The 25625-nt window shown below is 72.3% G+C and carries 13 protein-coding genes; 1 reads left to right on the top strand and 12 read right to left on the bottom strand.

Going from position 1 to position 25625, the window contains the following annotated elements; genetic code table 11:
* Positions 1-19 precede the first annotated feature (19 nt).
* Positions 20-1483, bottom strand: a complete 1464-nt coding sequence (locus ACKUU6_RS25010) for an MFS transporter (protein ID WP_407990807.1) — start codon at positions 1481-1483, stop codon at positions 20-22.
* A 73-nt stretch (positions 1484-1556) separates the two neighbouring features.
* On the bottom strand, positions 1557-1967 hold the full coding sequence (locus ACKUU6_RS25005; protein WP_407990806.1) for a DUF3291 domain-containing protein: 411 nt from the start codon (positions 1965-1967) through the stop codon (positions 1557-1559).
* Between the two features lie 122 nt (positions 1968-2089).
* On the opposite strand from ACKUU6_RS25005, the gene ACKUU6_RS25000 reads away from it, so the two are divergent.
* A complete protein-coding gene (locus ACKUU6_RS25000) occupies positions 2090-2716 on the top strand; it encodes a MerR family transcriptional regulator (protein ID WP_407992231.1) in 627 nt (208 codons plus the stop codon).
* A 7-nt stretch (positions 2717-2723) separates the two neighbouring features.
* Here the strand turns inward: ACKUU6_RS25000 and ACKUU6_RS24995 are convergent, their stop codons facing one another.
* From ACKUU6_RS24995 to ACKUU6_RS24950, 10 genes are all read right to left on the bottom strand, one after another.
* Positions 2724-4052, bottom strand: a complete 1329-nt coding sequence (locus ACKUU6_RS24995) for an NAD(P)/FAD-dependent oxidoreductase (RefSeq protein WP_407990805.1) — start codon at positions 4050-4052, stop codon at positions 2724-2726.
* A gap of 40 nt (positions 4053-4092) precedes the next feature.
* Positions 4093-4806: a 4'-phosphopantetheinyl transferase family protein gene (locus tag ACKUU6_RS24990; RefSeq protein ID WP_407990804.1), complete on the bottom strand. Its 714-nt coding sequence runs from the start codon at positions 4804-4806 to the stop codon at positions 4093-4095.
* Positions 4803-5039, bottom strand: a complete 237-nt coding sequence (locus ACKUU6_RS24985; RefSeq protein ID WP_407990803.1) for a hypothetical protein — start codon at positions 5037-5039, stop codon at positions 4803-4805. Before ACKUU6_RS24985 ends, ACKUU6_RS24990 begins: the two co-directional genes overlap by 4 nt.
* Positions 5026-6813: an acyl-CoA dehydrogenase family protein gene (locus ACKUU6_RS24980; RefSeq protein ID WP_407990802.1), complete on the bottom strand. Its 1788-nt coding sequence runs from the start codon at positions 6811-6813 to the stop codon at positions 5026-5028. Before ACKUU6_RS24980 ends, ACKUU6_RS24985 begins: the two co-directional genes overlap by 14 nt.
* A gap of 29 nt (positions 6814-6842) precedes the next feature.
* Positions 6843-8468: an acyl-CoA dehydrogenase family protein gene (locus ACKUU6_RS24975; protein ID WP_407990801.1), complete on the bottom strand. Its 1626-nt coding sequence runs from the start codon at positions 8466-8468 to the stop codon at positions 6843-6845.
* Positions 8465-10075 carry a PfaD family polyunsaturated fatty acid/polyketide biosynthesis protein gene (locus tag ACKUU6_RS24970; RefSeq protein WP_407990800.1) on the bottom strand — a complete coding sequence of 537 codons (1611 nt, stop codon included), beginning with the start codon at positions 10073-10075 and terminating at the stop codon, positions 8465-8467. Before ACKUU6_RS24970 ends, ACKUU6_RS24975 begins: the two co-directional genes overlap by 4 nt.
* A 16-nt stretch (positions 10076-10091) precedes the next feature.
* Complete coding sequence (locus ACKUU6_RS24965; protein WP_407990799.1) at positions 10092-17273, bottom strand: beta-ketoacyl synthase N-terminal-like domain-containing protein; 7182 nt, start codon at positions 17271-17273, stop codon at positions 10092-10094.
* Between the two features lie 82 nt (positions 17274-17355).
* On the bottom strand, positions 17356-24132 hold the full coding sequence (locus ACKUU6_RS24960; protein WP_407990798.1) for an SDR family NAD(P)-dependent oxidoreductase: 6777 nt from the start codon (positions 24130-24132) through the stop codon (positions 17356-17358).
* Between the two features lie 86 nt (positions 24133-24218).
* Positions 24219-25064, bottom strand: coding sequence for an alpha/beta fold hydrolase (locus tag ACKUU6_RS24955; protein WP_407990797.1), 846 nt, complete (start codon positions 25062-25064; stop codon positions 24219-24221).
* A complete protein-coding gene (locus tag ACKUU6_RS24950; RefSeq protein ID WP_407990796.1) occupies positions 25051-25305 on the bottom strand; it encodes an acyl carrier protein in 255 nt (84 codons plus the stop codon). The genes ACKUU6_RS24955 and ACKUU6_RS24950 overlap by 14 nt, the downstream gene beginning before the upstream one ends.
* Positions 25306-25625: the final 320 nt, after the last annotated feature.

Here is a 25625-nt window from a genome sequence, read left to right as displayed (position 1 = left end):
TTCGAGCCGCGACCGTGGGTCAGACCGCGACCGGTGCGGGCGCGTCGACCGCCACGACGGCGGGCTCGGCGGCCGGGCGCGGGTTGCGCGGGATGGCGAGCGCGCACAGACCGCCGAGCACCACCACCGCCACGCCGACCCAGACCGCCGGGTGCAGGCCGTCCGCGAAGGCGTCCGGCGAGGCCATGCTGCCGTGGGCGGTGAAGACACTGCTGAGCACCGCGATGCCGAGCGCCCCGCCGATCTCCCGGACGGTGGTGTTGGCACCGGAGGCCTTGCCCCGGTGTTCCGGGCCGACCGCCCCGAGAACCACGGCGGCGGTCGGCGCGATCGCGAAGCCCATCCCGGCGCCGGCCACCAGCATCCCGCCCACCAGGTGGGAGTACGGGGTGTCGGCGGAGGCCACCAGGTCGATCCAGGACAGGCCGGCCGCCTGGAGGAAGAGGCCGAGCGCCATCAGCCGCCCGCCGCCCACCCGGTCGGTGATCGCGCCGGCGATCGGGGCGATCACCATCGGCATCAGGGTCCAGGAGAGCGTCAGCACACCGGCGTGCAGCGGGGTGCGGGGCGGGGCGATCTGGAGGTACTGGGCCAGGAAGAAGATCGAGCCGAAGACCCCGAAGTACATCGAGGCGGAGACGATGTTGGTGAGCGTGAAGGCCCTGATCCGGTAGAACCGCAGCGGCAGCAGCGGGTGCTCGACCCGGCGCTCCCAGGCCACGAAGGCGCCCAGCAGGACGACGGCGGCGGCGAACGCGGCCATGATCCTGCCGTCGGTCCAGCCGTCCTCACTGCCGTTGACGATGCCCCAGACCAGCGCCAGCAGACCGGCCGTGGCCAGCACCATGCCCAGCAGGTCGAGCCGGGCGCGCTCGCCGTGGCTCTCCTTCACCACCGCGAGCACCAGCGGGACCGCCACGATGCCGACCGGGATGTTGATCCAGAAGATCCACTCCCAGTCCAACCCCTCGACCACCGCACCGCCGACCACCGGGCCCAGCGCGATCGCCAGGCCGCTGACGGCGGACCAGAGGCCGAGCGCCAGGCTGCGCATCTTCTCGGGCACCGCGTTGGAGAGCAGGGTCAGCGAGAGCGGCATGACGGCCGCCGCGCCGAAGCCCTGGACCGCCCGGGCGGCGATCAACTGGCCGCTGCTGTCAGCGAGACCGCAGCCGATCGAGGACACCGTGAACAGCACGATGCCGAGCGTGAAGACCTTCCGGTGACCGAACCGGTCACCCAGCGCGGCACCGGTCAGCAGCAGGCAGGCGAAGCTCAGCACGTAGGCGTTGACGAACCACTGCAGGTCCTGGGTGTCGGCCTTGAGGTCGACCGCCAGGGTGTGCAGCGCGGTGGAGACCACCAGGTTGTCCAGCGCCACCATGAACATCGGCAGGCTGCACGCGACGATCACCAACCAGAGCGGGAACTTGCGGCCGACGGCTGTGCCCGCCGGGGCCGGACGGCTTTCGGGGACGGACATGGCAGGGTTCTCCCTTTCGAGCATGCGGGCGTTCGAGCTTTCGAACCTTCGAGGCGGAGCGGTGGGACGGGTACTACTCGGCGGCGGCGTCGAGGCGCTGCTGCTCGGCGATCCGGTGCTTGGCGTCGGCCCAGGTGATCGGCAGCTGCACGGCCTCGGCCTCCCAGAAGACGAAGGTGGACGCCTCGGTCACGGTGCGGAGCGAGGTCATGATCGAGTGGTGCGGTTCGGTCTTGGCGTAGGTGTAGAGGGCCTTGCGGTCCTCCCAGGCGGAGAGCGTCCAGAACACGCCCTTGAGCGGCTGGGCGATCAGCGAGGCCCCGACCGCGCCGGGCGCGCTGCGCACCTGCTTCCAGGCGGCCAGCGACTTGAGGAAGAACCGCGGGGAGTGCATGAGCGAGCTGACCTCCAGGCGTGAGGCCATCACCAGCACCTGCGCGTCGGGCCGGGGGGCGTTCGGGGTGGTCCAGGGGAGCGTGGGCATGGTCACGGCCTTTCGGTGGTACCGGTACGGGCGTCCGCGCAGGGATGATGCACACTGTTGGAGTGTGGCACTATCTATATTAGACAGTGGAGCTACCCAATTTCCAGTGGAGAGCGGAGAAGATGCGGATCTCGGAGTTGAGTCGGCGCAGTGGCGTCCCCGTGGCGACGATCAAGTACTACCTGCGGGAGGAGCTGCTGCCCGCGGGCGTGGCCACCTCGGCCACCCAGGCCGAGTACGACGAGCACCACCTGCGCCGGCTACGGCTGGCCCGGGCCCTGATCACGGTGCGCGGACTGTCGGTGTCCACCACCCGCGAAGTGCTCCGGGCACTGGACGAGCACTCCACCGACCTCCACCTGCTGTTCGGCCTGGCCCTCGGGGCCGTCTCCGCGGACGAGCAGGAGACCCGGTCGGACCAACCCCAGGAGCCCACCCCCGCAGACGAGTTGATCTCCGCGCTCGGTTGGGAGATCAGCGAGAAGGCTCCTACCCGCGCCACCGTCACCGACACCCTGCACACCTTGGGGGAGCTGGGCCTCCCGGCCGACTGGCGCACCCTGCTCCCGTACGCCCGGCTGGCCGAACGGACGGCCGAGCTCGACCTGGCCCAACTGGAGGACTGCGAGGACCCGTTGGAGCGGGTCGAACGCGCCGTCCTGCTCACCATCCTGCTGGAGCCGGTGCTGCTGGCGCTGCGCCGGATGGCCCAGGAGAACGAGTCCGCCAAGCGGCACCCTCGGCCCTGACACCCGGTCAGCTCTGGTCGCCGTCCAACTCCCTGAGGAGCTGGGCGGCCGCCTCGGCGCCCGAGGAGAAGGCGGCCTCGTGCGAGCCGATCTGGTCGTGGTAGAGCTGCTTGGAGTGGAAGTAGGAGCCCGCCAGCTTCACCCGGGCACCCTCGTTCACCTGGTAGATGGCCTGCTGCAGCCGCCGCAGGTCGAGGTCGATCACCGGGTGCGAGTAGCTCAGTTCCCGGATCACCAACTCCTCGCGCAGCGCCCGGGGGTAGTCCAGGGTGACGAAGTAGTCCCGCTCGGCCTCGAAGCCGTGCAGCCGGTTCATGTAGTACGCCACGTACGGGCGGATCGCTCCGTCCACCGTGACCTTGCCGTAGTTCCAGTTGTCCCAGCGCTCCCGGTCGCCCGGCATCGCGGTCGCGTCGGTGTGCAGGACGGCGGTCGAGGAGTTGTAGCGGATCTTGGACAGGGTGTGCCGCTGCACGTCGTCCGGGTTGACCAGCAGGTCCCGGGCCTGGTCGCCGTGGGTGGCCACGATCGCGTAGTCGAAGCGCTCGGCGCCGTTCACGGTCGCCACGGTGACCCCGTCCGGCTCCTGGCGCACGCCGGTGACCGGCTCGGCCAGCCGGAGCTTGGGGTCGATCGCGGCGATCGCCTTGCGGACGTAGTTGATCGAACCGCCGCTGACGGTCCGCCAGTCCACCCGGCGGCCGCCGAGGCCGCCCTCGTCGTGCGCCATGAAGAAGGCGATCACGGTGGTGGCGGGCATCTCCCAGATCAGCTCGGCGGGCACCGACCAGACGGCGGTGCAGAGCAGGATGACGTAGCCGTACCGGAACTCCTGGCTGTAGCCGCCGCGGTCCAGGTACTCGCCCAGCGGCAGGTCGGTGCGCTTGCGGAAGAAGTCCTTGCGGCCCTCCTCGTGGAACCGGCGGGCCTCGCGCCAGATGGTCCTGAACTCCTCGCCGTACCGGTTGTTCACCTCCTCCTCGGGCAGCGCCATCTCGGCCGTGCCGTACTGCAGGCCGCTGTCCAGGTCGAAGAAGTTGAAGCCGCCGAGGTGCTGCTTGGTCTCCACCCCGAGCTCGGTGAAGAACCTGGTCAGGTTCGGGTAGCTGGGCTGGTTGAAGACCACGAAGGCGGTGTCGATGCCGAGGGTGCGGCCGTTCTCCTCCACCTCGATGGTGTTGGCGTGACCGCCGGCCCGGTCGTCCTGCTCGAACAGGGTGATCTCGGCGTGCTCCCGGAGTCGGTAGGCGGCGGAGAGGCCGGCCACACCCGCGCCGACCACGGCGACCCGGGGCTTGCGGCCGAGCGGACGGGCGGGGGGAGTGCTGCTGGACATGGAGGCTTCCTCACTGTGAGCGGGTGTCGGAGCGGGCGGGTCAGCTGACCCAGGTGCGGTGCAGGCGCCCGGCGGCGCCGTTCTCGACCACGGTGGCGAGTACGAACCCCGGGGCCGGGTTGACCAGTTCGAAGCGCCAGCGGGACGCCTCGCCGGGCGGCAGGGTCGGATCGGTGAGCCGGATCGGCGCCCGCCAGGGGGCGGAGAGCGCGAAGCCGTCCAGCTCCCGGCGCAGGCCGGTGCCGATCGCCTTCAGGTACGCCTCCTTGAGCACCCAGTAGGCGGCCACTCCGGTCGCCAACCCGGCCTTGAGCGAAGCGAGTTCGCCGCGTTCGGCGGGGGCGAACCAGCGTGGCAGGTGGGTCACCGCGTCCGGCCGGGCCGGGGTGCGCTCGACGTCCACCCCGCAGGAGCCGCCCTCGGTGACCACGCAGGCCACCAGGCCGTCGGTGTGCGAGAGGTTGAACCGCAGTGCATGGCTGTCCGGTTCGGGTTCGGGCCGCCCGGCCGGGGAGGTCCGGAACCGCCACTCCCCCACCGGCCGGCCGTCCCGGTCGCTCAGCGCGTGCCGGGAGAGCAGTCGCGCCCCGAGGAACCGACGGCGGGCCGCCTCGGTGCGCTGCCGGGCCATCCGCAGCCGCTCCTCCCGGGTCAACAGCGCTTCGCCGCCGTACCGTTCGGCGAACCGGTCCACCGCCGACTCGGCCAGCAGGTACAGGTGGCCGTCGATCCCCCGGGACGCCTGGCCGTTCACGGGCGCGCCCGGTAGGGAGCGGCCGGACGCTGCTCCGGCGGGTTCGCCAGGACACCCAGGCCGAGCAGGTGCTTGAGCCACTCGTCCATCGACTGCCGGAAGCCGCTCCGGCAGGCCGGGCAGACCTTCAGGGTGTGGTCCAACTGCTGCTTGTCGAAGCGCTGTTGGCAGCCGTGGCAGATCGCGGTGCGGGCGTGGGCGTGACGGGTCCGACTGGTCTCAGCTCTGGGCATGGCGGGCTCCGGTCCGTTCGGCGAGCGGGAACTGCCAGTAGGAGAACAGCCGGTTCTCCCGGTGCAGGTGCCGCAGCACCCGCATCACCTCGTCCACCACCGCCGGGTCGGTGACCGTCTCATGCGGACTGAACAGCCGCTGCAGCCGCTCCAGTTGGAGCAGCAGAAGGGCGCCGCTGGGCAGCGGGTCGTCCAGTGCGGCGTGCGAGTGCACGAAGGTGTGCAGACAGGCGGCGGTGGCGTGTAGGGTGCCGTACTGCTTGGCCAGGTCGAAGAGTTCAGCCGACTGGCCGTACTCCCGGCCGAGCCCGGCCCGCAGCTCACCGGCCTGCCGGTGGATCGCCCCGGCCCGGTGGAGCAGCCCGGCCGCGGCCTCGGCGGACCGGAGCAGCCAGTCCCGCTCGTCTCCCTTGGCCCCGGCGGCCAGTTCACGCAGCCGGTCCAGCGTGGCGGGCGCGGCCAGCAGCGCGTCGTCCCGGCCCCGGCTGAACAGCTCCTGGTCCCAGGGGCGGTAGGACGGCAGCTCCTGGTCGATGCCGTACAGCTGCGGCACCCGCTGCTCGGCGTCGGCCCGGGCGGTGCCGTCCTGGGCGGCGGTGCCGAGCAGGCCGTCCAGCTGGAGGGCGATGTTCTTCAGGTTCACCACGGTGTTGCCGTCGGCGAAGATCGCCACCAGCAGGTCACGCAGCATCTTCTGGTAGATGCCGTAGTGCGGGTGGGCCCGCAGGTAGAGCCGGGCTCCCAGCACGATGTTCAGCTGGGCCATCGAGCGCTCCAGCAGGGTCGGCACGAAGTACTTGGCCACCGAGGACCAGACGCTGGTCTGCTCAGGGACCACCTGGAGGCTGCGCACGGCACCCAGGCTGACCGCGTCGGCGATCATCAGATCGGCGAACACCTCGGTCAACTGCCGCCGGGAGTACGGGATGTCACTGACCTTCTTGCCGAAGATCTCGCGCTGCTCGGTGAAGTCCAGGGTCACCCGCAGCGCGGTGTCCACCGCCGCGAGGGCCATCGAACCGATCGTGGTGCGGGCCACCTGGGCGCTCTTCAGCGCGATCTCCAGGCCCTGGCCCTGGTGGCCGAGCCTGGCCTCGTCCGGGACGAAGACGCCGTCCAGCCGGATGCCGCTCATGTCGAGGGCGCGCAGCCCGTGCAGCCGCTCGTTGGGCAGCTCCTCGACCGCGCCGGCCGGGGTGTTGCGCTTCTCCACCAGGAAGATGGAGTAACCGGCCGGGCCGCCCTTGGGGTCGGTCCTGGCGAAGACACTCACGCCGTCGGCGACCGTGGCGTTGCCGATCAGCCACTTCTCGCCGGTCAGCAGGTAGCCGCCGTCCACCTTCTCGGCGCGCATCTCGTTACCGAGGACGTCGCTGCCGTGGTGGCGCTCCGACAGGCCCCAGGCGAGCTTGCTGCCCTGCTTCATCAGGTCCACCACGTACTGCTTCTGCTCGTCCGTCCCGGCGATCCAGGCGGGCATGAAGCTGAGGCTGGTGAGCATCAGGGCGGTGGCCGAGGTCGGGTCACGGCGGGCGATCAGGCGTAGCAGGTTGAAGCCGACCTCGACGTCACCCGCCTTGCCGCCCTGGGCCTCCGGGATCACGTACTCGTGCACGCCCCAGCGCTGGAGCAGGTTGACGAAGGCGTACGGGAACTCCTCCCTCTCGTCGTGGTCGAGGATCTGGTCGAAGGGCATCAGGCTGGTGGGGTCGTGCGGGTCGCCGAGATGCGCTTCGAGCCGCGCGGCGAGCTCGGTCAGGTCTGCCTTCGGCACGGGGGTTCTCTCTCCTGTGAGGCTTGGATTCAGGCCAGCTGGACCGGGACGGCGGAGAACAGGCGGTTGGCCGCGTGCAGTTCGCGGGTGAGCGCCAGTGCGGGCAGCAGCGGCCCGGCGGCCCGGCGCGGCTGGGTGCCGTCCGCCCGGGCCAGCAGGTAGCCGAGCACCGCCGCCAACCAGTCGGCGCGGCCGAGCAGTTCGTGGTCCCGGTTGGCCGCGTGCAGGTGCAGGCAGGCGGCCGCGGCGTGCAGCCAGGCGAACCGTTCGGCCAGGTCGACCAGGCCGTTGTCCTTCGGGTCGGCGGCCGCCAGCTCGGCCGGCAGCGCGGTCAGCGCCGCCCGGAGCAGGTCGGGACCGGAGCCCTCGGCGGTCGGCAGCGGGCCCCCGGTGACCAGGTCGCGGCCCCGGGCGTTCAGGTCCAGCCGGGCCGGGTCGTACGGCGGCAGCTCGGCGGTCAGGTCGAAGACCGTCCGGACCGCCGCCGGGTCGGGCTCCGCCGACGGGCTGAGCAGGGCGGGGAGTTGACCGGCGAAGGACCGCAGGTTGGCCACCGTGCTGGTGTCCACCACCCGGACCAGGGCGGCGTCCCGCTGGAGCTTCTGGAACAGACCGCCACCCGGACCCTCGGTCCGCAGCACCGAGCGGGTGGCCAGGACGGTGCCGCAGCGCAGCATCAGGTCCTCCGCCGCCTCCGCCACCACGTGCTTGGCGGCGCAGCCCCAGACGCTGAAACTCTCGGGCGCGACGTGGATTCCCCGGGCCGCCGCCAGCGCGACCGCGTCGGCGGCCAGCAGCGCCGCCGAGGCGATCGCCAACTCCCGTCGAGGGTAAGGGGACTCCAGCAGTGCGGTACGGCCGATCCGGCGTCCCTCGGCGAAGTCGAGGGTCAGTCTGAGCGCGGTGTCGGCGCAGCCCAGGCTGCCCGCGGTGCTCATCAGGCGGACCACCTGCTGGGCCTTGACCGCCGTCTCCAGCGCCTCCCCGTCCCGGCCGACCAAGGCGTCGGCCGGGACAGGGAGGCGGTCGAAGGTGAGGTGCGCGAAGTCGATACCGCGCATCCCGCCGGTGGGCACCTGGGGGCCCCGCTCGACCCGGTCGTCCAGGTCGAGCAGGACCGCGGAGAAGGCGGCGGGGCCGCGCTCCCCCGTCCGGGCCACCAGGTAGGCGGCCTCGCTGCGGTGGCCGAGGCCGACCATCCACTTGGTGCCGCTGAGCTCCCGTCCCGCACCGGCCGGGGTGAGCCGGGCAGTGTTGGCCAGCAGGTCGCTGCCATGCTCGGCCTCCGACATCGCGAAGGCCACCGAGCCGCCGCGCCGCAGGATCGCGGCCAACCGCTCCTGCTGCGCGGTCGAGCCGTGCAGCAGGACACAGGTCGCGGCGGTGATGCTGAACATCGTGCCGGGCATCACGTTCAGGTCCCGGCGGGCGGCGGTGCGCACCAGGGTCAGGCTGTGGTCGAAGGACCGGAAGCTGCCGCCGAGTCCGGTCGGCAGGTAGTTGAGGTGGAAGTCCCGTTTGCGCAGGACGGCGCACAACTCCTCGGGGAACTCGTCGCGTTCGTCCCGCTCGACGGCCGCCGCGTACCCGAACGGGTTGTCGGGGTCCGTCGGGTCGCCCAGTTCGCGGTCGAGCTCCTCTGCGGCGGTGTTCACAGCGGCACCGGCCGGTAGTCGGCCGCCGAGGCGGGGATCCGGACGCCCGAGGTGCGCAGCTGGGCCACCCGGGTGTGGAAGGCGGCGCCCCGCATCAGGTGCTGGGCGACGTCGGCCACCCGGCGGTTGCCGGGAGTCTTGAGGTAGCTGGCCGTCACCCAGTCGTTGAAGCTGCCCATCGCCGGGCCGCACCAGATCTGGTAGTCCAGCGTGCGGTCCGGGTCGCCGACCGTGGACCAGCGCGAGGACATCCCGAGGTACCAGCGGAAGACCAGCGCCATCCGCCGCTTGGGACTGCCCTCGGCCCGGGCCAGCTGCTCGGGGTCGCGGCGGGAGAAGTAGCCGACACAGTCCCGCCAGACCTCGTCCAGCGGCCGGCGGAAGATCTGCGTCTCCAGCCGGACCCGCTCCTCGGTCGGCAGCGCCTCCAGACCGTCGTACGCCTGGTAGAGCTCGTACAGCCGCTTGGCCCGCATCGGGAACAGCGTGCCCTTCTTGAGCACCTGGAGCTCGACGCCCATCTCGAACATGTCGGCGGCCGGGGCCATCTCGCAGTCGGCGATGCCCGCCTCGGCGAGCAGGGTCTTGGCCGCCTTGGAGGCGCCCGACTCGACGCAGGACTGGTTCACCGAGCCGGTCACCACGTAGGCCGCGCCCATCGCGAAGGCCGCCGCCACCGCGATCGGGGTGCCGAGGCCGCCCGCCGCGCCGACCCGGATCTGGGCCGGGTAGCGGTGCTCGCGCTGCACGATGTCGCGGAGCCGCAGGATGCTGGGGAGCAGGGCGGGCAGCGGCCGGCGGTCGGTGTGGCCGCCGGAGTCCGCCTCTACGGTGATGTCGTCGGCCATCGGTACGTACTTGGCCAGTTCGGCCTGCTCGTGGGTGATCAGGCCCTGCTTCAACAGCGTGCTGACCATCGCGGCGGGGGCCGGGCGCATGAAGCGCTCGGCGGTCTCGGTCCGGGAGATCTTGGCGATCAGCCGGTGCTCGGCGAGCACCCGGCCGTCCGGTCCGCTCCGCAGCCCGGCGAGGCGCCAGCGCACCACGTGCGGGGTGAGCGCCATGAAGGCGGACGCCTCCACGCAGCGCACCCCGTGGCGCAGGAACAGCTCGACCGCCTCGCGCTCGAGCCGCTCCTCGCTCGGGCTGTGGATCAGGTTGACGGCGTACGGCAGTCCCGGGATCTCGGTGGCGAACCTGGTGAGCGCCGCCTCGATGGTCTCGGGCAGCAGCCCGGCCGCGCCGAAGGAGGCCAGGAAGCCCTCCCTGGCGAGCGCGATCACCAGGTCGGCGGAGGCGATGCCTCCGGCCATCGCGCCTGCCAGGTACGGGTGTCGGACCCCGTGCGCGGTCCGGAACTCGGGGGCGCCGAGCCGGTGCGCGGGCAGCGCGGCGACTGCGGCCAGCAGCGGCAGTCCGGCCGCCCCGCCGCGCCGGGTGCCGCTCGCGGCGGCCGAGCCCTCGGCGACGGCGCCGATGCCCTCGGGGGTGCGGACGATGAAGCAGGGGCGGTCGAGTTCGGCGAGCGCCTGGTAGATGCCCGGAGCGTCGGTGGCGGGGTAGCTCTCCCCGTACCAGCGCAGTGGGGTGGATTCCAAGGTGTCCATGGGTGGGGTGCCTCTCCTAGCGCGTGGAGGTGGTGGGCCGGACGGCTTCGGAGCGGACCTCGATGGCCACGTCGGTCAGTTCGTAGATGCGCAGCCCCGGCTTCCACAGGTCCGCGTCGGCGATCACCACCACCCGTCCCGGCTCGCGGCGGATCTCCTTCACATGCACGTCGAAGCTCAACTCGCGGTCGTGGCGCAGGATCTGGCCCCGGTACTTCCAGCTGGTCTCGATCTCGGTGGCCACCCCGAACCTGGGCTGCTCGACGCCGTCGGCGAGGCCCTGCTCCAGCACGAACAGCCGCAGCGCCTGGAGCACCGCCTCCACCCCGAGCGATCCGGGCATCACCGGATCGCGGTGGAAGTGGCAGTCGAAGTACCACTCGTCCGGCCGCACCTCGCGGTAGCCGTGCAGGTAGCCCGCGCCGTGCCGGCCGCCGTCGGCGACCAGGTCGACCCGGTCCACCAGCGCGTAGTGCTCGCCCGGCAGGTGCAGACTGCCTCCGCTCGGGTCGGTGAACGCCGGTGCCCCGAGCGGGAGTTCGATCCGCCGGACCCGCTCGGCGGCGGGCCTCTCCTGCTCGATCCAGGGGGCGACGAAGGTGCCGGCGTCCAGCCCGGCCTGGTTGGCCAGCGCGGCGTCGCTGAAGTAGCCGAACAGCGACTCGCCCGTGTAGAACACCTCGCCGTCGGCGGAGAGTTCGTAGCTGAAGTTCTGCAGCACCGCGCCGGACATCGCGCTGGTCATCAGCAGCTTCGAGTGGTGCCGGATGGTCTTCCCGCGCAGGTCCAGGTCCTTCACCAGGGTGGCCCGGCCGTCCAGGTTGCGGATCGCGTACTGCTCCTCGGGCCGCTTGAGGGTGGCGCCGAGGTAGTAGCCGAGCAGGATGGCGGCCTGGAGCGAGCTCTCCATGTACACCGCGTTCGGCATGTGCGGGTGCGAGTTCTGGGTGTAGTACCAGGCGTCGGCCGGGGAGTCGTACTCGGTGACCATCTCGGAGCCCGGGGTGAGGTCGCCCCGGGTGCCCTTGAGCGACATGATCCGGTCGACGAACTGAAAGTCGCCGTTCGGGATGTACGGCGCCCGGCTGTTCGCGTAGACGTCGAACTCGGGGCCCATCGCGGTGCCCAGATCGCCCTTGGCGGCGTGCGCGAGATGCAGTTCGTTGATCATCGCGGGCTCGCCGTCGCGGTTCCGCCGGCCCAGGAAGACCGGCACGCCGCCCTCGCCAGGACGGTACGGGGTGCCCTCCTTCTCCCGGATCTGGATGCCGAAGTTGTGCATCCGGATCACCGGCTTGTCACCGAGGTAGACCAGCACGTCGGCGATCACCGAGGGGCGCGGGAGCAGGGTCAATTCCATCACCTCGATCTCGTACCGGATCTCGCTGTGCTGCGGGGTGATCTGGCCGCGCACCTGCACCTCGGTCTGCAGGCCGATGATGGTCTGGAAGCGCGCGTCCGGCAGCACCAGGTGCATGCCCTGGTGCAGCAGGTACGACTGCAGGGCCTGCACCGCGCCCTCGGCCACCATCGAGCCGGCCAGCACCGGGTCGTCGGGGAAGTGGCACTCGAAATACCAGGCGTCGGGCTCCAGTTGCTTGCGGGCGGTGAGCAGGCCGAGGCCGCGCGGACCGCCGGTGCGGTCGATGGTCAGCTCGTCGATCATGCGGAGCTTGGCCACCGGCAGCCGCAGCGCCGGGTTCAGCCCGGCGTCCTGGGCGTGGTGCGGCCCGAACACCTCGCCGGGGCGGCCCTGGGCGAGCAACTCCAGGTCCGCAGCGGTCAGGTGGTGGTGCTCGGTGTCGGCGAGCGGCTTGAACCAGCCCTTGGTCAGCGCGGCCCGGGCGGCCTTCTGCTTCTCGGTGGTCACCACGCCGAGCGGGGTGTCCAGCTCGGCCTGGCTGAAGAACCCGGCCGAGGCGTCCTTGAGTTCGAGGATCAACTCCCCGTCGGCGTAGCAGAGGTAGGAGAAGAAGAAGAGCGTGGTCTCGCCCTGGGTGACGAAGCGGTTGATCGAGATGTCGTAGCGCAGCGTCTGCCCGGCCTTCGGCAGGTCGCCGTGGAATACCAGGGTGGAGTCCAGCAGGCGGTAGACCCGCCGGCCCTTGTTGCGGAAGTCGATGCCCAGGTAGCTGATCAGCAGCAGGTCGCACTGGCCCGCCTCGATCGCCACGGCCGGCGGCACACCGCCGTCGACGGTGTACCAGGCGTCCTCGGGCACGTCGTACTCGGTGCGTATGAAGGACGGCTGGTAGACGCCGGGCTCCGCCTTCAGGTCGGTGACCCGGGTGACGAAGTGGTACGGCGGGGCGGGCAGCCGGACCCGCTTGCCGTAGCCGTCGATCTCGGCGAACTCGGCGCCGAAGACCTTGGCCAGGCTGCCGGTGGCGAACTCCAGCAGGTCGGCCTGGTCCCAGATGACGCCCTCCGGCCGGGTCGCCGCGGGCGGTTCGGGCAGCGCGGTCCGGACCGAGAAGCTGATCGGCTCGGGCGCCGGGAGAGCGGGCAGCGCCGGGTCGGCGGGGGCCTCGGTGAGCAGCGCCTCGGCCCGGGCGAGGGTGGACTCCTGGAGGACGCGCTGGGTCTCCATCACCACCGAGTGGGTGGCGAGCAGTTGCTCGCGCAGCTCACGGACCAGCTCGGTGGCGGCGGATCCGCCGGTCGGCACCGGGCGCTCGGCGGCGGCCGCCTGCGGACGGGGCCCGGTGACCGACGGACGGGGGGCTGCCACCGGTTCGGGCTCGGCCCAGGGCAGGAAGGAGATCGGCTCGCCGTCGAAGGCGATGACCTCGGGATCGGCGACTGACGGGTCGACAGGCATCGGGTTGTGGCCCTCCAGCGGGACGGGACCGACTGGTCCGGACGGAGATGACGGGGGCACCCGCACGGCAGCGGTGGGGGCGGCGGCAGCGGCGGACCCCACGGCACCGGCCATCGCGGGCACCCGGGCCCGGCTGAGCACCGGGACGGCGGCCGCCGCGACCGCGGCCGGGATGGCCGGGCCGCCGCCGACCGGAAAGCGCAGCCGCTTGCGGACCGGGGCGGGCTCCAGGCCGAGCAGGGCGGACAGGTCGAGCGGCACGCCGTGCGCGAGCAGCCGGGCGGCCAGCTGGGCCACCGACTTCGCGGCCGGCACCCCGCGCCGGTCCACCGAGACCGCCACGTGGGCGTCCTGGCCGAGCGACTCCCGCACCCAGCGGGTGCAGGTCGAGCTCGGGCCGACCTCGATGAAGTAGCGGAAGCCCTGCTCGTACGCGGCGCGGGTGAGCCGAGGGAAGTCGATGGTGCTGCGCAGCGTGTGCGCGATCCGCTCGGCCACGGTCTCCCGGGACAGTCCGGCGACCGTGTCGTAGTCGTACGCGCTGAACAGTTGGAGGTCACCGGGCGAGCCGACCGGGTGATCGTTCAGCTCGGCCAGGCCGGCCAGTTCGCCGTCCACCACCGGGCAGTGCATCACCGAGTTGACCGGGGAACGGGCCGAGGGGCAGCCCAACTCGGCAATCAGGGCCCGGCACTGGTCGGGGGCTCCGGCGATCACCACCTCGGTCGGGGTGTTCACATGGGTCAGGAAGAGCCGGTCGTACCGGGTCAGTGCCTCGCGTACCCGGTCCGCGCCGGTGAGCAGCACGAAGCTCGCCCAGACCGCCGAATCCGGTGTGTCGTACGGCAGTTGCCAGAGGTCCCGGACGGTCCGGCGGGCGCCGGTGAGCCGGTCCTTGAAGAGTGGCGTGGCGCTGATCCGGTCGTCCCTGCGGGCCTCGCGCTGCCAGCCGCCGGTGGCGAACAGCATGCTGCTCTCCCCCAGGCTGTAGCCGAAGGCGCCGTGCGCCCGGACCCCGAGCAGCTCGCGCACCAGGTCGGTGTAGAGGATCGCGAAGCTGGTGCCGGTGGCCAGCATGAACGGCAGGTCGCCGCCGAGCCGCTCCTCCAGCGCCATCAACTCCCGCTTGCCGAGGACCTGCTGACTGCGCGGGTGGAGCATCGCGGAACGGAACGCCCGGTCCGGCTGCTCGGCTTCGGCCTCGAAGCGGGTGAGCAGTCCGGGGAAGGCCCGGAACAGGTCTCGGCCCAGGCCGGGGTAGGAGTTGAAGGCGCCCGGATAGACCAGCGCGACCTTGCCGTCCGGACCGATCGGCCGTGCGGTGGCGTAGCTGCCGGCCGGGGTGGCCCACTCCTCGCCGCGCTCCAGCACCCCCGGCAGGTCGCGGGCGGCGGCCTCCAGCTGGCCGCGCAGTCCGGCCGCGTCGGCGGCCACCAGGACCACCCGGGCGGTCTGGCGCTCCGTCAGCCGCTCGGCGGCGGCCACCGCGAGGGCGTACGGATCGGCGCCGTCCGCCAACAGTCCCAGCTGCCGGTCGAGCTCCCCGAGCAGCCCCGGGTGGTCCTCCGCGCCGAGGGCGAGCAGCACCGGGCCGCCGGCCCGCCGCCAGTCCCGCTCCGCGACCGCGCCCCTGGTCCGCCCGGCAGAGAGCACCAGGTGACCGTGCGCGCCGCCGGCGCCGAGGAAGCTGACCCCGGCGTACCGGCGGTCCACGCGCCCGGTCCGCAGCCAGGGCCGCGAGTTCTCCGGTACGTAGAAGCCGCCGGCCGCGAACCGCTCGGTGTGCTCCTCGGCCGGCCGCTGCCAGCCGGGGACGCCGGGCAGGTAGCCGTGGTGCAGGGCGAGCACCGCGCGGAGCAGGCCCGCCATGGTGGCCGCGCCCTGGGTGTCGCCGAGCTGGGCCTTGGCGCTGCCGAGCGCGAGCTCGGTCCGCCCGGCCGGGTAGACCGCGGCCAGCGCGGTCAGTTCGGCCGCGTCCAGGGCGGGGGTACCGCCCGCGTGCGCCTCCAGGTAGCCGACCTGGTCGGCACCGATGCCGGCCAGCTCCAGCGCCTGCCGGGCCGCGTCGGCCAGCAGCTCCGCGTCAGCCTCCGGCAGGACGCCGTCGACCGGTACGGCGTGCCGGACCACCGAGGCGTCCAGCCGGGCGTAGACCGGCCGGTCGCCTCCGGGGCGGGTGACCACCACGGCGCCCGCACCCTCGCCGATCCGCCAGCCCTGGCTGCCCGCGCCGAAGCTCAGCCCGGCTCCCGCCACCGGCGGGGCGGAGCGCAGCAGCAGACCGTCCGGCGAACCGGCCAGGTCCACCGCGCCGACCAGCACGGCCTCGATCTCCGGGTCGAGCAGCAGCAGCCGGGCGATGTCGAGCGCCTCGGCGGTGCCCACGCCGTCGGAGGAGATGGTGAAGGACGGGCCGGTCAGGTTCCACAGCGAGGAGATCCGGCTGGCCATGATGTTGCCGATGTAGCTCAGCACCTCGTTGGCCACGATCGGCTGGTGCACGCCCTCCCGGGCGGCCGCGGCCAGCTCCTCGACCTGACTGTCCGTCAGCTCAAGACCTGCCGCCCGGTACGCCTCGCGCAGCCGGCCCGCCAGGCCGTACCTGGCCAGGTGCAGGTGGGCGCTGGGCTCGATCTCCATCGCTACCAGCACGGCGACCCGCCGGGCGTCGGGCCCCGACTGCCCGGCCGGGGCGGTCCGGTCGAACCCGGCGTCGGTCAGCGCCTCGTCGGCGACCTTCGCCATCAGGGCGTGCTGGAGGTTGTAGTTGCGCAGATCGGCGGGCGGGATGCGGTAGTCGGCCGGGTCGATCGCGACCTGGTCGACGAAGCCGCCCTCCGGCAGCGTGCCGGCGGCCAGACCGGCCTGCTCCAGCGCTCCGCCGGAGGTGGACTCCAGCCCCCGCCAGCGGAGTTCGGGCAGCGGGCGGAACGCGTCGCCGCCGTCGTGCAGGGCCCGTTCGAACGCCTCCAGCGACTCCAGCGAGCCGAAGTGCGCGCCCAGGCCGACGATAGCCAGGGCCGGTGCGGCCACCGGGAGTTCGGGCTCGGCCCGGTCGGCCGCACCGGAGAGCACCACGTGCGCGTTGGTGCCGCCGAAGCCGAAGGCGGAGACCGCCGCACGGCGCGGGCCCTCGTGCACGGGCCAGCCGGTCCGCTCGCGGACCAGCGAACCGCCGATCGCCTCGTTGACCGGCTCGGACACGCCGATGGTGGGCGGGAGTTCGCCGTGCTGCATGGCCAGTACGACCTTCAGCAGGCTGCTCAGCCCGGCCACCGTCAGCAGGTGGCCGATGTTGCCCTTGACCGAGCCGAGCAGCGGCACCGAACCGTGCTCGGCGAACCAGCGGACCACCGAGTCCGCCTCGGTGGTGTCACCGATCGGGGTGCCGGTGGCGTGGCACTCCAGGTAGTCGATCTCGCCCGGAGCCACTCCGGCCTCGGCGTAGGCGAGTTGGTAACTGCGGTGCTGACCGGCCGCGTTGGGGACCAGCAGGTGGCGCCCCGCGCCGTCGTTGGAGAGGCCGATGCCGTCGATCACGGCGTGGATCCGGTCGCCGTCGCGCTGGGCGTCGGCGAGCCGCTTGACCGCCACCATGCCGGCTCCCTGGCCGGTCAGGATACCGGCCGAGGCGGCGTCGAAGGGCTGGCTGAAGCCGTTCTCGGGGTAGGCGTGCAGGTCGGAGAAGGAGAGGTGGATGAGGGTCGGGTCGGGTGCGCAGACCCCGCCCGCCAGCACCAGATCGGCCTGGCCTGCCGCGAGTTGGTCACAGGCCAGCTTGAGGGCGTAGAGCGCGGAGGAGCAGGCGGCGTCCAGTGCGAAGCGCGGACCGCCGAGGCCGAGCGCGGCCCCGGCCACCCGGGCCGGGGCGCCGCTGACCCGGGCGTCCTCCGGTTCGGCGGCCGGGGCGGCGGGTGCCGCCAGGCCGTCCAGGCCCGCGAGGCGCAGGCCCGCCACGACCGCCTGGTCCACCAGCGGCAGGCTCAGCCGGGCCGAACCCGGGGTGGGGAAGGAGTAGTTGCCGAGGATCAGGCCGGTCCTGGCCAGCACCTCGGCGCGGTCGGCGTAGCCGCTGTCGCGCAGCGCCTCCCTGGCCACGTGCAGCGACCAGTGGAAGACCCGGTCCAGCCGGGCCAGCCGGTCGGCGTCCAGCAGGTACCCGCTGGGGTCGAACTCGAAGCCGGTGACGAAACCGCCCTTGCTGCAGTAGATCCGGTGTGCCGGGTCCTCGTCGCGCGGGTCGGCGGCCGGTCCGAAGACCTCGGCCCCGCCCTCCCGGCGGCTGTCGACGCCGCCGCTCAGGTTCTGCCAGAACTCCTCGGGCGTCCCGGCCCCGGGGAAGAGGCAGGACAGACCGACGATGGCGTACTTGCTCACGTTGTGGTCCTTCCGGAGCTTGTCGGCCGGGCCCGGCCGGTCACCGCAGCGGTGACCGGCCGGGGACCGGGCAGGGTCTCGGTCAGCCGGCGACGAACTTGGCGGCCAGCTGCGGCGTGGAGACCAGGCTCACCCCGCCCAGGCGGGCCAGCACCCGGCCGCCGGGGGCGCAGGCGGTGACGGTGAGGCTGGCCGTGGTGCCGTTGCTGGAGACCGGCTCGACCACGATCAGGAAGGGCTCGCCGTCGGGCAGCTCCTGGTGGAACTCGGCGCGGGCCACCGAGAGCGGCAGGCTCGCCGTGGAGCGGTACAGCTTCATCCAGACCAGACCCGCCTGGAGCAGCAGGTCCGCCGTACCAGGGCCGTACAGCTGGCCGCCGAACGCCCCGTTGCCGGGCCGGTGTTCGGGCAGCGCGGCCTCCAACACCAGCCGCGACTCCTGCTCCGCGAGCACCCGCCGCAGACCGCGCAGCGACTCGCCGTGGAACAGCGTCCCGTCGGTGTAGAACCCGCTCGCGTCCCGGCCCTGGCCGGGCGCCGGGAGTCCGGCCACGCTCGGCCGGGTGGTCTCGGTCGCCGGGTCGGCGCCGAGCACCACCCCGGCCGCGTAGTGCGGTCGGACGGTGCCGTCGGCGGCGACCGAACGGATCGTCACCTCGGTGGTGGCACCGTCCCCGGCCGGGGCGGCGCTGAGCTGGAAGCTGCCCTGCTCACCACCGTCGAACAGCACACCCTTGTGGACCGCGAAGTCGCGGACCTGACGGACCGTCCCTCCGCTGAGCCGTTCGACCGCACCGATCGCCCAGCCCAGGGCAAGCGCGGCGGGGAGCACCGGCACCCCGCCGATCACGTGGTCGGCGACGATCGGCTCGGCCGCCAGGACATCGAGCCTGCGCTCCAGCACGGTCGCGGCCGGAACCGCGCTCTCCCGCACCGAGAGCGGGGTGGTCGGGCCGAGCACCGTCACCACGTCGCCGCCGCGCTCCGGGGCGAACTGCCCGGTGAACAGGGCGGTTCCGACGGACTCCGGGATCAGCGTGATGCCGCGCTCCTGGAACACCGCCTTGATCTGCGGCGAGACCATCCCACTGTCCCAGGCGCCCCAGTTCAGCGCGGTGACCCGGGCCTGCGGGTGCTTGCGCTTCCAGCCGGCCGCCCAGGCGTTGAGCACCTCGTTGGCCATCGCGTAGTCGGACTGGCCCCGGTTGCCGAAGAACCCGGCCACCGAGGTGAACAGCAGCACGTGCCGCAGCCCGTCGGCGGGCAGCGCGTCCAGCACCGAGCGGAGCCCGCTCAGCTTCGGCGCGAAGACCCGCTCGATCTCGGAGGCCTTCTTGGCGCTGATCAGCTGATCGGCCAGCACGCCGGCACCGTGCACGAAGCCGGTCACCCGTCCCGCGTACGGCGCCAGCACGGCGGCCGTCGCGGCGGCGTCGGTGATGTCCACGGCCAGGTACTCGACCCGGCTGCCCGCCGCCGCGACCTCGGCCAGCGTCCGGCGGATCTCCCGCTCGCCGACCACCGAGCGGAAGAGCTGCTCGACCCGCTTCGGGGTCGGCTTCTCCCCCGCCGCCTTCAGGTGCTCGACGGCGGCGGCCTTCAACTCGGCGGTCCCGCTGACTCCGTGGGCCCAGGCGGGCTCGTCACCGAGCGCGGTACGGCCCAGCAGCAGGAAACCGGGGCGGTGGGCGGTGGCCAGGTCGACCACGCAGCGGGCGGTGATGCCCCGGGCGCCGCCGGTGACCACGATCAGGTCCTCGGAGGTCAGCGGGGCGACCTCGCCGGAGACCGTGGCGGGGGCCTGCTCGGTCAGACCGAGCGCCACCCGGCGGGTGCCGTCGTGACCGACCTGGACCGGTTCGGTGGCGGCGTCCCAGAGCTCGTCCAGCAGCAGCGCGACGGCGGTGGCGGCGGAGAGCCCGGGCGCCAGGTCGACCGCGCGGCAGAACAGTTCGGGCGCCTCGACCGCGAGGGTCTTCACCAGGCCGCCGAAGCCGCCGGAGGGCGCGAGCCCCTCCTCGACACCGTGCAGGCCGAAGCCGCCGTCCAGCCGGGTCACCGTCACGAAGCCCGCGCGGCCGGTGGCTGCGGCCCGGGTCAGCGGCTCGACCAGGTGCTTGGCGGTGAGCAGCGCGTGGGAGAGCCGGCGGACGCCGTCGGCCCAGTCGCTGTCCGGCCGGGCGGAGAAGGTGACCGCCAGGCTGACAGGCTCCAACTGCTCGATCTTCTCGGCCAGTTCAGTGACGCCCCAGCCGGAGAGCGCGAAGTCACGCACCCCCGGCAGCTGCCGGGTCACCCCGGGCAGGCGGAGCAGCTGGACCTGCCAGCCGGTGGCTGTCAGCCGCGCGGCCAGCTCGGGGGTGAGCTCACCGCCGTCGTCCACCAGCAGCGCGGCGGCACCCGACGGGTACGAGGCCACCAGGCGGTCCGGCAGCGGGAGTTCGACCAGTGTCGCCTGGGTCCGGCCGAGCCGACCGGCGACCACCGGGGCGGCGGCAGGGGCGGAAGCGGCGGCAGGGACGGCGGCGGGGGCGGGGGCCGCCACCGGCTCGGGCCGCGGTGCGGGAGTGGCCGGGGTACCGGACATGAAGTCCACGATCTGGCCCAGCGTCCGCAGCTCACCGAGCTGCTCCGGGCCCACGTGCACATCACTCGGGAACTGTTCCGACAGCACACCCAGGATCTCGACCCGCTTGATCGAGTCGATGCCCAGATCCGCCTCGACGTCCATGCCGAGGTCCAGCATCTCAGCCGGGTAGCCGGTCTTGGCGGCGACCACGGCGAGCAGAGCCGACGCGACGTCACCCGCCGTCGGACCGGCCTGGACCGGAGTGGCGGTAACCGGGGTGGCCGTAGCCGCTGCACCGGACATGAAGTCCACGATCTGGCCCAGCGTCCGCAGCTCACCGAGCTGCTCCGGGCCCACGTGCACATCACTCGGGAACTGTTCCGACAGCACACCCAGGATCTCGACCCGCTTGATCGAGTCGATCCCCAGATCCGCCTCCACATCCATGCCGAGCTCCAGCATCTCCGCCGGATAACCCGTCTTCGCCGACACCACCGCCAACAGCGCGGCAGCCACCTCGCCCGACGACGGACCAGCGGCAACCACCACCGGAACAGGAGCCGAAGCCGCACTGGCCGACATGAAGTCCACGATCTGGCCCAGCGTCCGCAGCTCACCGAGCTGCTCCGGGCCCACGTGCACATCACTCGGGAACTGTTCCGACAGCACACCCAGGATCTCGACCCGCTTGATCGAGTCGATCCCCAGATCCGCCTCCACATCCATGCCGAGCTCCAGCATCTCCGCCGGATAACCCGTCTTCGCCGACACCACCGCCAACAGCGCGGCAGCCACCTCCTCCGACGACGGACCAGCGGCAACTACCACCGGAACAGGCGCCGGAACGGAAGCTGGGGTCGGGGTCGGGGGCGGGGGCGGAACCACCTTCGGAGCCGGTGGCAGCGCAGCAACCGCCACCGGCGCAGGAGCCACCGCAACGGGAGCTACCGCCACCCGCGCCACCGCGACAGGAGCCGGCACCGCAACCGGCGCCGGGCCGGCAGCGGCAGCAGTCCCCCCGCCCAACTCCAGCGCAGCCAGGTCCCGGAGGATCTCGTTCGCCCGCAGGTGCGTCCTGCCGATCGCGAGGCCGTGCTCCTTGACCGCCGTGACGCCGCTCAGGATCTCCGGCAGGCGGCCCTGGTCGGCGGCGTTCTCCAGCAGTCCGGCGAGCCGCTCGGCGCTCTGCATCTGCCCGTTCAGGTAGTCGTCGTGCAGGGCGAGGTGATCGGTGATCAACTCGGACAACCGGTCGGGCTGACGATCATGGTCCACGGGTTCGGTCTCCTGGACGACGGCGGCCACGGGGGCCGGAACGGGAGCGGAAGCGGGTACTTCGACCGGCATCACGGCCGGCACGTTCACCGGCACCTGGACCTGGACCTCGACCGGGACCTCGACGGTCGGCAGCGTGACCCGGTAGCCGTTGTCGATCGCCTCCCGGTACGCGGCCCGCCGGTGCTCGGGGACGTGGTTGATGCCGTTCAGCGGGACGGTCATGCCCTTCACCGGCGCCACCGGCTCCGGCACCAGGACGTACCGGTCGGCCACCGACAACGGCAGCCCCAGGACGGCCAGTTGGGCCACCGCCCGCTTCAGCGCGAGGTCGGCGTCAGCGCCGGGCCCGGGGTCGAGCTGGACCGCGACGTGCGGCCGGTCCCCCAGGATGCGGCGGACCAGCTGGGTGAGCACGCCCTTGGGCCCGAACTCCACGAAGGTGCGGAACCCGCCCGCGTACATCTCCTCCACCCGGTCGGCGAAGTGCACCGGGTTCACCAACTGCTCAACCAGCACTTGCCGGTTGGCGGCCTGGTCGGCGCCGTACGACGCCCCGGGAGTGTTGGCGTACACCGGCCCGTGTGGCTCGCGGATCTCGACCCGCTCGACGCTCTCCCGGAACGCCTCGACCGCGTGCGCCACGTAGGGCGTGTGGAAGGCTGCCGAGACCGGCAGCCGGCTGGCCCGCACCCCGGCCGCCTTGGCAGCCGCGACCAGCCGCTCGACCTGCTCGGTGGCGCCGCCCACCACGATCTGGTCGGCCGCGTTGCGGTTGCAGACCGTCAACCCGTCGAAGCTGCCGAGCAGTTGGTTGACCTGCTGGTCGGTGGCACTGAGCGCGGCCATCGCACCCGGGTCGAACCCGGCCCCGGCGGGCGGCGCCATCGCCGCACCCCGGGCCCTGGCCAGCTCGAAGAAGGCGTCGTCGTCCAGCGCACCCGAGGCCCAGAGTGCTGTCAACTCGCCGAAGCTGTGGCCGAGGTGGCCGTCGGCCGTAAACCCCAGCTCGCTCAGGTAGCGGAACTGACCGGCCGCCAGCGCGCCGATCGCGGGCTGCGCGTACTCGGTCCGGCGCAGCGCGTCCTCCTGCCCGGCCTTGGCCGCCGGATCGAAGGCGGGCGCCGGGAAGGCCACCCTTGACAGCGGCTCGGTGCCCGCGAAGCGCCGGTTGGCGGCGTCGAAGGCGGCCCGCAGCGGCGGTACGGCGAGCACGGCCCGGTGGCCCGGGTTGACGTACTGGCTGCCCTGACCGGCGAAGAGCGCACCCACCTTGCCGGTCTCACCGGCGCAGCGGCGGAAGTACACGCCCTTGGGGTGGGCCCAGTCCGAGGCGTCCGGCTTGGCGGTCAGCTCGGCGGCGGCCAGCGCGGTCAGCTCGGCCAGTTCGGCGTCGTTTCTGGCCACCAGCGCCACCCGGGGGTGGTCGGCGGGGGCCGGGACGGTCGACGCCGGGCCGGCCAGCGCACCGGCCAGGGCCGCCACGGTCGGGGCGTGCCACTGGTGCACCCTGGCGACCGGGAAGACCACCTTGAGGTCGTCGCCGTTGCCGTACTCCTCCAGCACGAAGTGGAAGTTGGTGCCGCCGAAGCCGAACGAGGAGATCGCGGCCCGCCGGTGCTCGCGCTCGGGGTCACGGATCCACGGACGGCTCTCCGTGTTGACGTAGAACGGGCTGTTGGCGAAGTCGATCGCCGGGTTCGGCTCGTCCACGTTGATGGTCGGCGGCAGCAGCTTGTGGTGCAGCGCCATCGAGAGCTTGATCAGCCCGGCCGCGCCGGCCGCCGCCTTGGTGTGCCCGATCTGCGACTTGACGCTGCCGACGGCGGCGTACTGCTTCGCCTGGGTGGCCCCCGAGACCACGGCGGCCAGCGCGGACAGTTCGGTCGCGTCGCCGACCGCCGTGCCGGTGCCGTGCGCCTCGAACAGCTCGACGCTCTCGGGTGAGCAGTCGGCATCCTGGTAGGCCCGCTCCAGGGCGACGATCTGGCCCTCCTTGCGCGGGGCGTAGATCGACTTGAACCGGCCGTCGCTGGAGGAGCCGATGCCCCGGATCACGGCGTAGATCTCGTTGCCGTCCCGCTCGGCGTCGGCGAGCCGGCGCAGCGCCAGCATACCGATGCCCTCGCCGATCAGCGTTCCGTCGGCATCCTTGTCGAACGGCCGGATCCGGCCCGCCTTGGAGAACGCGGGCGTCTTGGCAAAGCACAGGTACATGAAGATGGTGTTCTCGGCGTCGCAGCCGCCCGCCAGCATGGTGTCGGCGCGCCCCTCCAGCAGTTCGCTGACGGCGGTCTTCACGGCGGCGAGCGAGCTGGCGCAGGCGGCGTCGATGGTCATGTTGGTGCCACCGAGGTCGAGCCGGTTGGCGATCCGCCCGGCCACCACGTTGCCCAGCATGCCGGGGAAGGAGTTCTCCTCCCAGGGCGCGAAGGCCAGCTTGAACTTCTCGGCGATCTCCTCGGCGTCCCGCTCGGAGAGGCCCACGCTGCGCGCCACCTCCTTGAGCACCGGCGTCTGCAGCCGGGCCGAGAGCGGCTGGGTGAGCTGGTTGGCACCGGTGATGCCGAGCACCACGCCGGTGCGCGAGGCGTCGTACCAGGGCTGTTCGGCCCCGGCGTGCTTGAGCAGGTCGCGGGCGACCACCAGGCTCAGCAGCTGGAGGACGTCGGTGACCTCCAGGGTGGTCGGCGGCAGGCCGAACTCCATCGGGTTGAAGTCCACCGTGGGGATGAATCCGCCGTGCCGGGAGTACGTCTTGTCGGGGGCGCCGGGGTCGGGGTCGTAGTGCTCGTCGAGGTCCCAGTGGGTCGACGGGACGTCCTCGATGCAGTCCGCCGCCGCCACCACGTTGCCCCAGAACTCCCGCAGATCACGGGACTTGGGGTAGAGGGCGGAGAGGCCGACGATGGCGATCGGGTCGCGGGCGAGCCGGCGGTCCAGCTCGCGTTCGTTCGATCTGTGGTCTCGGGTGGGCGAGTTGTTCGAGGAGTGCGCTGGCTGCGAAGAGTTCACGGCGGGCTCTCTTGGTCTCGGTATGGCCGGGTCACAACGGCTCTGGACCAACGGGGGCGTGGGCCGGGCCGGTTGACCACGCGGTCCTAGGCGGGGGTGACCAGACGGGCGATGGCCTGGGCCGCGTCCGGTCGGGTGAGCATCGTGTAGTGGTCGCCGGGGGCCACCGCCAGGCTGAGCCCGTGCGGGGCGAGCGAGTGCCAGCCGAGCGTGGGGTCCTCGGGGATCAGGCTGCGTTCGGCCTTCACCAGGACCAGCGGAACACTCGACGGCTTCGGCCGGTACGGCGCGGTGAGCCGGTTGTTGCGCAACAGCCCGTCGACGTACGTGTCGTAGAGCTTGCGGAGGCCGGGGAGCGGGGTGTCCGGCAGCAGCGCCCCACTCGCGGTGGCGGCGTCCAGTACGAGCGGGAGACCGTCGTCGACACCCCGGTCGACCAGCGCCGCCGGGTCGACCGGCACCGGACGTCCGCGCTTGGCGCCCAGGTACATCGCGAACCAGCTGAGCAGCAACGAGGGTTCGAGAGCTTCGTCGGGCTGCTGGTACTCCTCGGTGGGCGCGATGCTGTCCAGCAGCACCAGCCGTTCCGGTCGCCGGTCGACGGGCAGCCGCTCGACCATCGACTGTGCGACAACTCCGCCGAACGACCATCCCACGAAAGTGGATTGACGCTCCGTCAGGTCGGCTGCCCAGTCGGCGAGCGCCTCGACGGTGGTCTCCGCCCGACCTCCGGTGAGCGCCGCCTCGCCGTACTCGGGAACGGCCGAGAGGTCGAGCACGGTCAGCCCGACACCCTCGGGAAGGGCCTCGGCGAGCGTCCGGTACACCTGCGGGGCGAGCGCCCCGGGGTGGACCAGGTGGACGGTCGGACCGCCCCCGGAGGGGCGGCGTAGCGGGAGGGCCGCGACCGGCCCGGGTCTACGCGGTGGCACGCTGACCGCTCTCCTCGGCGATGTGGGCCGCCAGGTCCTTGATGGTGGGGTGGTACCAGAGCGTGGTGGTGCCGAGTTCGAAGCCGAGCCAGTTCTCCATCTCGCCGGCCAGGATCAGCGCCTCGGTGGAGTCCAGATCCAGCTCGTCGAAGTACTGCTCGGGCGAGACCGCCCCGGGGTCCACCCCGAGCCGGTGGGCGATCTTCTCGACCAGCCACTGCTGGGCCTCAACTGCCGTCACTTGAGCCACGGTTGATCCTTCCTCTGGCGCCGGCCGAGCCTGGCCGGAGCCGCATCGACATTTTTCGGGTACGCCGGACCCGCCCGTTGACGGGATGGTCCGTGGGCGGTACGAAAGAGAGGTGTGGGTCGGCGTGGGGGCACCGAAGGAAGTGGCGCCGAAGGGCCGTCGACTTCGTGCCCGGCCCGATCACCACTGGTGACTATGAGAGCCGAAGGTGACCTGATATTCAACAGTCAACTAACTTGACCGGCCCGGACCGGAAACTGTCGCGCGGCTGGTCTGACAGGTCGTGCCGAAACCCGGGAACCGTACGGTAG

Source organism: Kitasatospora sp. CMC57, assembly GCF_045866025.2.
Lineage (GTDB): Bacteria > Actinomycetota > Actinomycetes > Streptomycetales > Streptomycetaceae > Kitasatospora.
Note: the sequence above shows the minus strand (reverse complement) of the source record. Positions and strands in the feature narration are given on the sequence as shown.

Bases quoted from the DNA above. Each gene is read 5' to 3' on its own strand.
- ACKUU6_RS24970 (WP_407990800.1), bottom strand. From the start codon at position 10,075: ATGGACACCTTGGAATCCACCCCACTGCGCTGGTACGGGGAGAGCTAC.
- ACKUU6_RS25000 (WP_407992231.1), top strand. From the start codon at position 2,090: ATGCGGATCTCGGAGTTGAGTCGGCGCAGTGGCGTCCCCGTGGCGACG.
- ACKUU6_RS24985 (WP_407990803.1), bottom strand. From the start codon at position 5,039: ATGCCCAGAGCTGAGACCAGTCGGACCCGTCACGCCCACGCCCGCACC.
- ACKUU6_RS25010 (WP_407990807.1), bottom strand. From the start codon at position 1,483: ATGTCCGTCCCCGAAAGCCGTCCGGCCCCGGCGGGCACAGCCGTCGGC.
- ACKUU6_RS24995 (WP_407990805.1), bottom strand. From the start codon at position 4,052: ATGTCCAGCAGCACTCCCCCCGCCCGTCCGCTCGGCCGCAAGCCCCGG.
- ACKUU6_RS25005 (WP_407990806.1), bottom strand. From the start codon at position 1,967: ATGCCCACGCTCCCCTGGACCACCCCGAACGCCCCCCGGCCCGACGCG.